General features: G+C 54.9%; 6 rRNA genes and 1 pseudogene. All 7 read right to left on the bottom strand.

The window, feature by feature from the left end:
• Position 1 precedes the first annotated feature (1 nt).
• A pseudogene (locus tag art_RS15805) lies at positions 2-475 on the bottom strand (ABC transporter permease subunit); the annotation flags it as partial.
• A 303-nt stretch (positions 476-778) separates the two neighbouring features.
• A 5S ribosomal RNA gene (gene rrf, locus art_RS15800) occupies positions 779-895 on the bottom strand.
• A gap of 226 nt (positions 896-1,121) precedes the next feature.
• A 23S ribosomal RNA gene (locus art_RS15795) occupies positions 1,122-4,295 on the bottom strand.
• A gap of 574 nt (positions 4,296-4,869) precedes the next feature.
• A 16S ribosomal RNA gene (locus tag art_RS15790) occupies positions 4,870-6,405 on the bottom strand.
• 1,491 nt (positions 6,406-7,896) lie between these two features.
• A 5S ribosomal RNA gene (rrf, locus tag art_RS15785) occupies positions 7,897-8,013 on the bottom strand.
• Positions 8,014-8,240: 227 nt separating this feature from the next.
• Positions 8,241-11,411, bottom strand: a 23S ribosomal RNA gene (locus tag art_RS15780).
• 574 nt (positions 11,412-11,985) lie between these two features.
• Positions 11,986-13,521: ribosomal RNA gene (locus art_RS15775) — 16S ribosomal RNA — on the bottom strand.
• The 16S, 23S and 5S rRNA genes sit together here, the layout of an rRNA operon.
• Positions 13,522-13,723: the final 202 nt, after the last annotated feature.

Genomic DNA, 13,723 nt, shown 5'->3' with positions numbered 1-13,723 from the left:
TTTACCCCTTCATCCCGCCTTGAACCAATCCACTGACAATGTACCGCTGAAGGAACAGGAACAGTGCCATGACAGGCACTGCGGCCAAAACGGCGCCGGCGGAGAAGATGCCCCAGTTCTGGGACCGGGTTTCAGCAACGAAGGAATACAGCCCCACGGCCAGGGTCTGCGTGTCCGGATCCGTCGGCACAACGGAGGTAATGACGAACTCGCTGGAAATGGAGATGAACGACAGCAGCGCCACCACGGCCAGGATGGGTGTCACCAGGCGCAGGATGATCCCGAAGAAGATCTGCAGGTGGGAGGCGCCGTCGCTCTTGGCCGCCTCATCCAGGGACTGCGGAATCGTATTGAAGAAGCCGTACGTGAGGTAGGTGTTCACGCCGAGCGCACCGCCGAGGTAGACCCTGATCAGGCCCAGCTGGCTGCCCAGGCCGAGGGCGGGGATGAAGTCGGAGATGCCGCTGAGCAGCAGTTGCCTAGTGACGGCGTTCAGCATGTTCCGGTTGCGGAGGAGTACCCCTACGAAGCTTGTGGTGCGTTCGAGCACTGCTGTGCCTCCGGCGGTGTAGCCCTGGGGGTTGTGGTTGGTGATGTGCGACGGCGGTGCCTGGGTGGGTGCCGTCGTCGTGTGGGGTGGGTGTTAAAGTGGTGTGGCCACCGGGTGGGGTGGCCGTGAGGGTAGGGGGTGGTGTTTGGTGGTGTGGGTGGTGGTGTGTTTAATGCAGGGAGGCCCCCCCACCTGGTGGTGTGGGGCCTCGACCCTGTTTTATGTGTTGTCCGGCGGTGTCCTACTCTCCCACATCCTCTCGAATGCAGTACCATCGGCGCTGTGGGTCTTAGCTTCCGGGTTCGGAATGGGACCGGGCGTTTCCCCCACGCTATGACCACCGTAACTCGTTCCCCGGGACCAAGTGATTGGTTGGGTGGCTTGTTGGGTGTTCTGTGATGAACAACAGTATTTTATTATACGGGATGTTTCTGTGGGTGTCCCGCCACTGTGGGGTGGGGGTTATCACAGGTGTTGATCCGTGGTTTGGTTTCCATTAACAAACGGGTGGGTTTGTTGTTTGGGAACCACATAGTGAACGCGAGCAGTCTTTTTAGTTATAAGAGTGTGTGTGGTGTAAGTTATCGGCCTATTAGTACCGGTCAGCTTCACGAGTCTTTAGTCCTCGCTTCCACGTCCGGCCTATCAACCCAGTGGTCTAGCTGGGGGCCTCTCACACATGACTGTGTATGGAAATCTCATCTTGAAGCGGGCTTCCCGCTTAGATGCTTTCAGCGGTTATCCCATCCGAACGTAGCTAATCAGCGATGCACTTGGCAGTTTTACAACTGACACACCAGAGGTTCGTCCGTCCCGGTCCTCTCGTACTAAGGACAGCCCTTCTCAAATTTCCTGCGCGCGCAGCGGATAGGGACCGAACTGTCTCACGACGTTCTAAACCCAGCTCGCGTACCGCTTTAATGGGCGAACAGCCCAACCCTTGGGACCTACTCCAGCCCCAGGATGCGACGAGCCGACATCGAGGTGCCAAACCATGCCGTCGATATGGACTCTTGGGCAAGATCAGCCTGTTATCCCCGAGGTACCTTTTATCCGTTGAGCGACGGCCATTCCACAATGTGCCGCCGGATCACTAGTCCCGACTTTCGTCCCTGCTCGAGGTGTCCCTCTCACAGTCAAGCTCCCTTGTGCACTTACACTCGAAACCTGATTGCCAACCAGGCTGAGGGAACCTTTGGGCGCCTCCGTTACTTTTTAGGAGGCAACCGCCCCAGTTAAACTACCCATCAGGCACTGTCCCTGACCCGGATTACGGGCCGAAGTTAGATGTCCAAAGTGACCAGAGTGGTATTTCAACGATGACTCCACCACAACTAGCGTTGCGGTTTCACAGTCTCCCACCTATCCTACACAAGCCACTCCGAACACCAATACCAAACTATAGTAAAGGTCTCGGGGTCTTTCCGTCCTGCTGCGCGTAACGAGCATCTTTACTCGTACTGCAATTTCGCCGAGTTTATGGTTGAGACAGCGGGGAAGTCGTTACTCCATTCGTGCAGGTCGGAACTTACCCGACAAGGAATTTCGCTACCTTAGGATGGTTATAGTTACCACCGCCGTTTACTGGGGCTTAAATTCTCAGCTTCGCACACAAGTGTGCTAACCGGTCCTCTTAACCTTCCAGCACCGGGCAGGAGTCAGTCCGTATACATCGTCTTGCGACTTCGCACGGACCTGTGTTTTTAGTAAACAGTCGCTTCCCCCTGGTCTCTGCGGCCCACACCCGCTCACGGAACGCTAGGTTCCTTCACGGGGCAGGCCCCCCTTCTCCCGAAGTTACGGGGGCATTTTGCCGAGTTCCTTAACCATAATTCTCTCGATCGCCTTAGTATTCTCTACCTGATCACCTGTGTCGGTTTGGGGTACGGGCGGTTGGAACCTCACGTCGATGCTTTTCTAGGCAGCATAGGATCACCGAATTCCCCCGTACGGGGGTCCCATCAGATCTCAGAATCGTCATCAAAGACAACACAACGGATTTGCCTATCGTGTTTCCTACATCCTTAGACCGGGACTACCATCGCCCGGCTCGGCTACCTTCCTGCGTCACACCTGTTAATACGTTTACCTCCCCGGTTCAGGTCCCACGCTCCCCACACACCCTGGTCCCGAAGGACACGCAGTGGTGGTTTGGGTGGTTAGTATCACCGGTTCAATAGGGGCGGTTCTTCACCGGTACGGGAATATCAACCCGTTGTCCATCGACTACGCCTGTCGGCCTCGCCTTAGGTCCCGACTTACCCAGGGCAGATTAGCTTGACCCTGGAACCCTTGATCATTCGGCGGACGGGTTTCTCACCCGTCTTTCGCTACTCATGCCTGCATTCTCACTCGTGTGGGCTCCACTGCTAGTTCACACTGCAGCTTCAATGCCCACACGACGCTCCCCTACCACTCCAAACCCCTGAACCAAAGCAAGCTTTGGCTAGGGCAATGTTTGAAATCCACAACTTCGGCGGTGTACTTGAGCCCCGCTACATTGTCGGCGCGGAATCACTTGACCAGTGAGCTATTACGCACTCTTTTAAGGATGGCTGCTTCTAAGCCAACCTCCTGGTTGTCTAAGCAATCCCACATCCTTTCCCACTTAGCACACGCTTAGGGGCCTTAGTTGGTGGTCTGGGCTGTTTCCCTCTCGACTATGAAGCTTATCCCCCACAGTCTCACTGCTACGCTCTGACTTACCGGCATTCGGAGTTTGGCTGACGTCAGTAACCTTGTAGGGCCCATTAGCCATCCAGTAGCTCTACCTCCAGTAAGAAACACGCAACGCTGCACCTAAATGCATTTCGGGGAGAACCAGCTATCACGAAGTTTGATTGGCCTTTCACCCCTACCCACAGCTCATCCCCTCCATTTTCAACTGAAGTGGGTTCGGTCCTCCACGCGCTCTTACACGCGCTTCAACCTGGCCATGGGTAGATCACTTCGCTTCGGGTCTAGATCACGCCACTACACTCGCCCTATTCAGACTCGCTTTCGCTACGGCTTCCCCACACGGGTTAACCTCGCGACGTAACACTAACTCGCAGGCTCATTCTTCAAAAGGCACGCCATCACAAGAACAACTACACCCCAAAGGATGCACGCTTGCTCTGACGGATTGTAAGCACACGGTTTCAGGTACTATTTCACTCCCCTCCCGGGGTACTTTTCACCTTTCCCTCACGGTACTTGTCCGCTATCGGTCATTAGGTAGTATTTAGGCTTATCAGGTGGTCCTGACAGATTCACACGGGATTTCTCGGGCCCCGTGCTACTTGGGATACTCACCAGGGAGTGCACTGCATTTCAGTTACGGGACTCTCACCCTCTACGGTCGGCCATTCAAAACCGTTCACCTATACATGCACCATTCCCCTTCCTAGTCCGGCAGAACTAGATCGGTAAGTCCCACAACCCCGCACCATGCAACGCCCGCCGGCTATCACACATGACACGGTTTAGCCTGATCCGCGTTCGCTCGCCACTACTAACGGAATCACTATTGTTTTCTCTTCCTGTGGGTACTGAGATGTTTCACTTCCCCACGTTCCCTCCACACATCCTATATATTCAGATGCGGGTCACCACCTGGTCTTGCAACCGGTGGCGGGGTTCCCCCATTCGGACACCCTCGGATCAAAGTTTGGTTATCAACTCCCCGAGGCTTATCGCAGATTCCTACGTCCTTCTTCGGCTCCTAATGCCAAGGCATCCACCGTGCGCCCTTAAAAACTTGACCACACACATGCAGTCAAACACAACACACCACACCAAAGCGGGTGCATCATGATTTTTGATTATCGAGAAAACCATGGAAACCAGCACCACCCCAAAAGGTGGTGTCAGATCCAGGTTTTATTTCATATTCTCAAAGAAATTGCTTTCTTATAAAAGATGCTCGCGTTCACTATGTAGTTCTCAAACAACAACCCCTTCACACACGTTCCCCAACCACCAGACACACAAAAATGTGTGTCACCCAGTGACCGGTTCAGTTATGTGAGGGAAACCAGAAATCAACAACGATCGACGATCCCCACGAAGGAAATCGATGACCCGTTGTTGTTTCAGGACCCAACAGTGTGCCAAACACCACCCACCAGAACACACCAATCCTTGATGAACTTTTCCCCACAACCCCAAAAGGTTGTTGTACTCGATTCAGATTGGCCCGTGCCGGCAGGCACCTATTTTATTGATATTCCACCCTTGAGCAGCACGCCGGGAAACTTTCGTTCCCGCTACGTACTATTCTCCTACCACGCAACGCTCAACACCCATGCGGGGTTGTGTTGGTGATTGGTGCTCCTTAGAAAGGAGGTGATCCAGCCGCACCTTCCGGTACGGCTACCTTGTTACGACTTAGTCCCAATCGCCAGTCCCACCTTCGACAGCTCCCTCCCCACAAGGGGGTTAGGCCACCGGCTTCGGGTGTTACCAACTTTCGTGACTTGACGGGCGGTGTGTACAAGGCCCGGGAACGTATTCACCGCAGCGTTGCTGATCTGCGATTACTAGCGACTCCGACTTCATGGGGTCGAGTTGCAGACCCCAATCCGAACTGAGACCGGCTTTTTGGGATTAGCTCCACCTCACAGTATCGCAACCCATTGTACCGGCCATTGTAGCATGCGTGAAGCCCAAGACATAAGGGGCATGATGATTTGACGTCGTCCTCACCTTCCTCCGAGTTGACCCCGGCAGTCTCCTATGAGTCCCCACCATCACGTGCTGGCAACATAGAACGAGGGTTGCGCTCGTTGCGGGACTTAACCCAACATCTCACGACACGAGCTGACGACAACCATGCACCACCTGTAAACCGACCGCAAGCGGGGCACCTGTTTCCAGGTATTTCCGGTTCATGTCAAGCCTTGGTAAGGTTCTTCGCGTTGCATCGAATTAATCCGCATGCTCCGCCGCTTGTGCGGGCCCCCGTCAATTCCTTTGAGTTTTAGCCTTGCGGCCGTACTCCCCAGGCGGGGCACTTAATGCGTTAGCTACGGCGCGGAAAACGTGGAATGTCCCCCACACCTAGTGCCCAACGTTTACGGCATGGACTACCAGGGTATCTAATCCTGTTCGCTCCCCATGCTTTCGCTCCTCAGCGTCAGTTAATGCCCAGAGACCTGCCTTCGCCATCGGTGTTCCTCCTGATATCTGCGCATTTCACCGCTACACCAGGAATTCCAGTCTCCCCTACATCACTCTAGTCTGCCCGTACCCACCGCAGATCCGGGGTTGAGCCCCGGACTTTCACGGCAGACGCGACAAACCGCCTACGAGCTCTTTACGCCCAATAATTCCGGATAACGCTTGCGCCCTACGTATTACCGCGGCTGCTGGCACGTAGTTAGCCGGCGCTTCTTCTGCAAGTACCCTCAACCAGACAACGTCTGGCCTTGTTCCCTACTGAAAGAGGTTTACAACCCGAAGGCCGTCATCCCTCACGCGGCGTCGCTGCATCAGGCTTTCGCCCATTGTGCAATATTCCCCACTGCTGCCTCCCGTAGGAGTCTGGGCCGTGTCTCAGTCCCAGTGTGGCCGGTCACCCTCTCAGGCCGGCTACCCGTCGTCGCCTTGGTGAGCCATTACCTCACCAACAAGCTGATAGGCCGCGAGTCCATCCAAAACCAATAAATCTTTCAACCAATCCCCATGCGAGGAAAAGTCAATATCCAGTATTAGACCCCGTTTCCAAGGCTTATCCCAGAGTTAAGGGCAGGTTACTCACGTGTTACTCACCCGTTCGCCACTAATCCCCCCGCAAGCGGGGTTCATCGTTCGACTTGCATGTGTTAAGCACGCCGCCAGCGTTCATCCTGAGCCAGGATCAAACTCTCCGTTAATAACTAAACAGACACACACGAAACCACCGGAAAATGGTGAGCAACGCATGCACTAAATTCGAAACCAGCTAAACGATCATGCATCACCACAGGGGCGGCAACACACAACCAAATAACCAATTCAATATAAATAAATTGGTATCAATAAAACTTGGCACACTATTGAGTTCTGGCGATCAGTGCCGAGGCAACTTTTCAATCTTACCCCCAAACATTCAGCAATGCAAACCCGGTCAAACCCGATCCACATCCCTCAACACACGGCAGAACAACCGGCAAAAATACCGGCTCAAATACCAGGGAGTCCGCCGCTCCCGCATCAAGCGGGGCAACTCGAAAAACAATACACACCTTTACCCGCCAACACCAACTCCACACCCTGTGACACCCACCACCACACCCTGGCGCCCCGAAACCCCGCGGAAACTCCCCGGAAAAGCCCGGGGTAACGGCCCGGAACACCACCCCACCCACGGCCCGGGCACCCCCGCCCGGCCACCCATCAGGCCACCCACCACCCGATACTGTGCCCAGCACCACACCCCGAACCCCCTCAACAGCCAGCGTCCACCCCACCAACCGACAACGCCATCACGCCATCTCATTTCCCTACCACCACGGCGCCGTCGAACTTCCCTGCCATCAAGCTCCCTGGCTGCCTGGCTGCCGCGAGGATCTGGAGGTGGGCCGCTTCCACGGCATCCCCGTCAATGCCCGGGACCGGCACCACCACATCAAAAAAAGTGCGACAAGCACCAGTTGGTGCCCGGCGCAGCCGGCCCCGGCAATCCGCACCAGCACACCATCGCGACTTCGCGGCATCGCAGGGTTGAGTGAACACCACCTGGCCCCGGTCTCCAACATCCCTGGCCGGGCACTGCGACCCTGCCACACCGACGGCGCGGTGACTCCAGGGCGCCGGCAGGGAAGAACACACCGGCGGGACGACGGTGCCGACCAACGGCACCACACACCCAACCATGGCCTCCACCCGGCCGGCCCGGAACCAGCAGATCCCCGCCCCAGGTCATCACTGACGTGATCCAGGAAGTTACCTCCATCAATGCCCCTAACACCAACAAGGAACGAGTGACATCTGATGCGCTGTCAGGAACCACCCCGCACGGTGATCAGGGCTGGGCTACTCAACACTGGGTTGTTAAACAAGGACGGCCACTGGGTGGGGTGGCCATGGTTTCGGGGCCCGGTCATTTCCGTCCCCGGACGTTTCCGTCCCCGGACGTTTCCGTACCCGGTCGTTTCCGTACCCTGTCGTTTCGGTGGATCGGTGGCTTCGGAACGTGAGGGAGGATCCGTCGATATGGCCCGGAACGTGAGGGAGCGTTCTGGTGGGTTAAACAGCTGTGGCCACCGGGTGGGGTGGCCGTGAGGGTAGGGGGTGGTGTTTGGTGGTGGTGTGGTGGGTTGGGTTGTTAATGCAGGGAGGCCCCGCACCTGGTGGTGTGGGGCCTCGACCTGTTTTTATGTGTTGTCCGGCGGTGTCCTACTCTCCCACATCCTCTCGAATGCAGTACCATCGGCGCTGTGGGTCTTAGCTTCCGGGTTCGGAATGGGACCGGGCGTTTCCCCCACGCTATGACCACCGTAACTCGTTCCCCGGGACCAAGTGATTGGTTGGGTGGCTTGTTGGGTGTTCTGTGATGAACAACAGTATTTTATTATACGGGATGTTTCTGTGGGTGTCCCGCCACTGTGGGGTGGGGGTTATCACAGGTGTTGATCCGTGGTTTGGTTTCCATTAACAAACGGGTGGGTTTGTTGTTTGGGAACCACATAGTGAACGCGAGCAGTCTTTTTAGTTTATAAGAGTGTGTGTGGTGTAAGTTATCGGCCTATTAGTACCGGTCAGCTTCACGAGTCTTTAGTCCTCGCTTCCACGTCCGGCCTATCAACCCAGTGGTCTAGCTGGGGGCCTCTCACACATGACTGTGTATGGAAATCTCATCTTGAAGCGGGCTTCCCGCTTAGATGCTTTCAGCGGTTATCCCATCCGAACGTAGCTAATCAGCGATGCACTTGGCAGTACAACTGACACACCAGAGGTTCGTCCGTCCCGGTCCTCTCGTACTAAGGACAGCCCTTCTCAAATTTCCTGCGCGCGCAGCGGATAGGGACCGAACTGTCTCACGACGTTCTAAACCCAGCTCGCGTACCGCTTTAATGGGCGAACAGCCCAACCCTTGGGACCTACTCCAGCCCCAGGATGCGACGAGCCGACATCGAGGTGCCAAACCATGCCGTCGATATGGACTCTTGGGCAAGATCAGCCTGTTATCCCCGAGGTACCTTTTATCCGTTGAGCGACGGCCATTCCACAATGTGCCGCCGGATCACTAGTCCCGACTTTCGTCCCTGCTCGAGGTGTCCCTCTCACAGTCAAGCTCCCTTGTGCACTTACACTCGAAACCTGATTGCCAACCAGGCTGAGGGAACCTTTGGGCGCCTCCGTTACTTTTTAGGAGGCAACCGCCCCAGTTAAACTACCCATCAGGCACTGTCCCTGACCCGGATTACGGGCCGAAGTTAGATGTCCAAAGTGACCAGAGTGGTATTTCAACGATGACTCCACCACAACTAGCGTTGCGGTTTCACAGTCTCCCACCTATCCTACACAAGCCACTCCGAACACCAATACCAAACTATAGTAAAGGTCTCGGGGTCTTTCCGTCCTGCTGCGCGTAACGAGCATCTTTACTCGTACTGCAATTTCGCCGAGTTTATGGTTGAGACAGCGGGGAAGTCGTTACTCCATTCGTGCAGGTCGGAACTTACCCGACAAGGAATTTCGCTACCTTAGGATGGTTATAGTTACCACCGCCGTTTACTGGGGCTTAAATTCTCAGCTTCGCACACAAGTGTGCTAACCGGTCCTCTTAACCTTCCAGCACCGGGCAGGAGTCAGTCCGTATACATCGTCTTGCGACTTCGCACGGACCTGTGTTTTTAGTAAACAGTCGCTTCCCCCTGGTCTCTGCGGCCCACACCCGCTCACGGAACGCTAGGTTCCTTCACGGGGCAGGCCCCCCTTCTCCCGAAGTTACGGGGGCATTTTGCCGAGTTCCTTAACCATAATTCTCTCGATCGCCTTAGTATTCTCTACCTGATCACCTGTGTCGGTTTGGGGTACGGGCGGTTGGAACCTCACGTCGATGCTTTTCTAGGCAGCATAGGATCACCGAATTCCCCCGTACGGGGGTCCCATCAGATCTCAGAATCGTCATCAAAGACAACACAACGGATTTGCCTATCGTGTTTCCTACATCCTTAGACCGGGACTACCATCGCCCGGCTCGGCTACCTTCCTGCGTCACACCTGTTAATACGTTTACCTCCCCGGTTCAGGTCCCACGCTCCCCACACACCCTGGTCCCGAAGGACACGCAGTGGTGGTTTGGGTGGTTAGTATCACCGGTTCAATAGGGGCGGTTCTTCACCGGTACGGGAATATCAACCCGTTGTCCATCGACTACGCCTGTCGGCCTCGCCTTAGGTCCCGACTTACCCAGGGCAGATTAGCTTGACCCTGGAACCCTTGATCATTCGGCGGACGGGTTTCTCACCCGTCTTTCGCTACTCATGCCTGCATTCTCACTCGTGTGGGCTCCACTGCTAGTTCACACTGCAGCTTCAATGCCCACACGACGCTCCCCTACCACTCCAAACCCCTGAACCAAAGCAAGCTTTGGCTAGGGCAATGTTTGAAATCCACAACTTCGGCGGTGTACTTGAGCCCCGCTACATTGTCGGCGCGGAATCACTTGACCAGTGAGCTATTACGCACTCTTTTAAGGATGGCTGCTTCTAAGCCAACCTCCTGGTTGTCTAAGCAATCCCACATCCTTTCCCACTTAGCACACGCTTAGGGGCCTTAGTTGGTGGTCTGGGCTGTTTCCCTCTCGACTATGAAGCTTATCCCCCACAGTCTCACTGCTACGCTCTGACTTACCGGCATTCGGAGTTTGGCTGACGTCAGTAACCTTGTAGGGCCCATTAGCCATCCAGTAGCTCTACCTCCAGTAAGAAACACGCAACGCTGCACCTAAATGCATTTCGGGGAGAACCAGCTATCACGAAGTTTGATTGGCCTTTCACCCCTACCCACAGCTCATCCCCTCCATTTTCAACTGAAGTGGGTTCGGTCCTCCACGCGCTCTTACACGCGCTTCAACCTGGCCATGGGTAGATCACTTCGCTTCGGGTCTAGATCACGCCACTACACTCGCCCTATTCAGACTCGCTTTCGCTACGGCTTCCCCACACGGGTTAACCTCGCGACGTAACACTAACTCGCAGGCTCATTCTTCAAAAGGCACGCCATCACAAGAACAACTACACCCCAAAGGATGCACGCTTGCTCTGACGGATTGTAAGCACACGGTTTCAGGTACTATTTCACTCCCCTCCCGGGGTACTTTTCACCTTTCCCTCACGGTACTTGTCCGCTATCGGTCATTAGGTAGTATTTAGGCTTATCAGGTGGTCCTGACAGATTCACACGGGATTTCTCGGGCCCCGTGCTACTTGGGATACTCACCAGGGAGTGCACTGCATTTCAGTTACGGGACTCTCACCCTCTACGGTCGGCCATTCAAAACCGTTCACCTATACATGCACCATTCCCCTTCCTAGTCCGGCAGAACTAGATCGGTAAGTCCCACAACCCCGCACCATGCAACGCCCGCCGGCTATCACACATGACACGGTTTAGCCTGATCCGCGTTCGCTCGCCACTACTAACGGAATCACTATTGTTTTCTCTTCCTGTGGGTACTGAGATGTTTCACTTCCCCACGTTCCCTCCACACATCCTATATATTCAGATGCGGGTCACCACCTGGTCTTGCAACCGGTGGCGGGGTTCCCCCATTCGGACACCCTCGGATCAAAGTTTGGTTATCAACTCCCCGAGGCTTATCGCAGATTCCTACGTCCTTCTTCGGCTCCTAATGCCAAGGCATCCACCGTGCGCCCTTAAAAACTTGACCACACACATGCAGTCAAACACAACACACCACACCAAAGCGGGTGCATCATGATTTTTGATTATCGAGAAAACCATGGAAACCAGCACCACCCCAAAAGGTGGTGTCAGATCCAGGTTTTATTTCATATTCTCAAAGAAATTGCTTTCTTATAAAAGATGCTCGCGTTCACTATGTAGTTCTCAAACAACAACCCCTTCACACACGTTCCCCAACCACCAGACACACAAAAATGTGTGTCACCCAGTGACCGGTTCAGTTATGTGAGGGAAACCAGAAATCAACAACGATCGACGATCCCCACGAAGGAAATCGATGACCCGTTGTTGTTTCAGGACCCAACAGTGTGCCAAACACCACCCACCAGAACACACCAATCCTTGATGAACTTTTCCCCACAACCCCAAAAGGTTGTTGTACTCGATTCAGATTGGCCCGTGCCGGCAGGCACCTATTTTATTGATATTCCACCCTTGAGCAGCACGCCGGGAAACTTTCGTTCCCGCTACGTACTATTCTCCTACCACGCAACGCTCAACACCCATGCGGGGTTGTGTTGGTGATTGGTGCTCCTTAGAAAGGAGGTGATCCAGCCGCACCTTCCGGTACGGCTACCTTGTTACGACTTAGTCCCAATCGCCAGTCCCACCTTCGACAGCTCCCTCCCCACAAGGGGGTTAGGCCACCGGCTTCGGGTGTTACCAACTTTCGTGACTTGACGGGCGGTGTGTACAAGGCCCGGGAACGTATTCACCGCAGCGTTGCTGATCTGCGATTACTAGCGACTCCGACTTCATGGGGTCGAGTTGCAGACCCCAATCCGAACTGAGACCGGCTTTTTGGGATTAGCTCCACCTCACAGTATCGCAACCCATTGTACCGGCCATTGTAGCATGCGTGAAGCCCAAGACATAAGGGGCATGATGATTTGACGTCGTCCTCACCTTCCTCCGAGTTGACCCCGGCAGTCTCCTATGAGTCCCCACCATCACGTGCTGGCAACATAGAACGAGGGTTGCGCTCGTTGCGGGACTTAACCCAACATCTCACGACACGAGCTGACGACAACCATGCACCACCTGTAAACCGACCGCAAGCGGGGCACCTGTTTCCAGGTATTTCCGGTTCATGTCAAGCCTTGGTAAGGTTCTTCGCGTTGCATCGAATTAATCCGCATGCTCCGCCGCTTGTGCGGGCCCCCGTCAATTCCTTTGAGTTTTAGCCTTGCGGCCGTACTCCCCAGGCGGGGCACTTAATGCGTTAGCTACGGCGCGGAAAACGTGGAATGTCCCCCACACCTAGTGCCCAACGTTTACGGCATGGACTACCAGGGTATCTAATCCTGTTCGCTCCCCATGCTTTCGCTCCTCAGCGTCAGTTAATGCCCAGAGACCTGCCTTCGCCATCGGTGTTCCTCCTGATATCTGCGCATTTCACCGCTACACCAGGAATTCCAGTCTCCCCTACATCACTCTAGTCTGCCCGTACCCACCGCAGATCCGGGGTTGAGCCCCGGACTTTCACGGCAGACGCGACAAACCGCCTACGAGCTCTTTACGCCCAATAATTCCGGATAACGCTTGCGCCCTACGTATTACCGCGGCTGCTGGCACGTAGTTAGCCGGCGCTTCTTCTGCAAGTACCCTCAACCAGACAACGTCTGGCCTTGTTCCCTACTGAAAGAGGTTTACAACCCGAAGGCCGTCATCCCTCACGCGGCGTCGCTGCATCAGGCTTTCGCCCATTGTGCAATATTCCCCACTGCTGCCTCCCGTAGGAGTCTGGGCCGTGTCTCAGTCCCAGTGTGGCCGGTCACCCTCTCAGGCCGGCTACCCGTCGTCGCCTTGGTGAGCCATTACCTCACCAACAAGCTGATAGGCCGCGAGTCCATCCAAAACCAATAAATCTTTCAACCAATCCCCATGCGAGGAAAAGTCAATATCCAGTATTAGACCCCGTTTCCAAGGCTTATCCCAGAGTTAAGGGCAGGTTACTCACGTGTTACTCACCCGTTCGCCACTAATCCCCCCGCAAGCGGGGTTCATCGTTCGACTTGCATGTGTTAAGCACGCCGCCAGCGTTCATCCTGAGCCAGGATCAAACTCTCCGTTAATAACTAAACAGACACACACGCAACCACCGGAAAATGGTGAGCAACGCATGCACTAAATTCGAAACCAGCTAAACGATCATGCATCACCACAGGGGCGGCAACACACAACCAAATAACCAATTCAATATAAATAAATTGGTATCAATAAAACTTGGCACACTATTGAGTTCTCAAACAACAACCACACCCAGCCAACACACCC

It is taken from the genome of Arthrobacter sp. PAMC 25486, from assembly GCF_000785535.1.
GTDB lineage: Bacteria > Actinomycetota > Actinomycetes > Actinomycetales > Micrococcaceae > Specibacter.
This window is presented reverse-complemented; position numbering and strand designations above follow the sequence as displayed.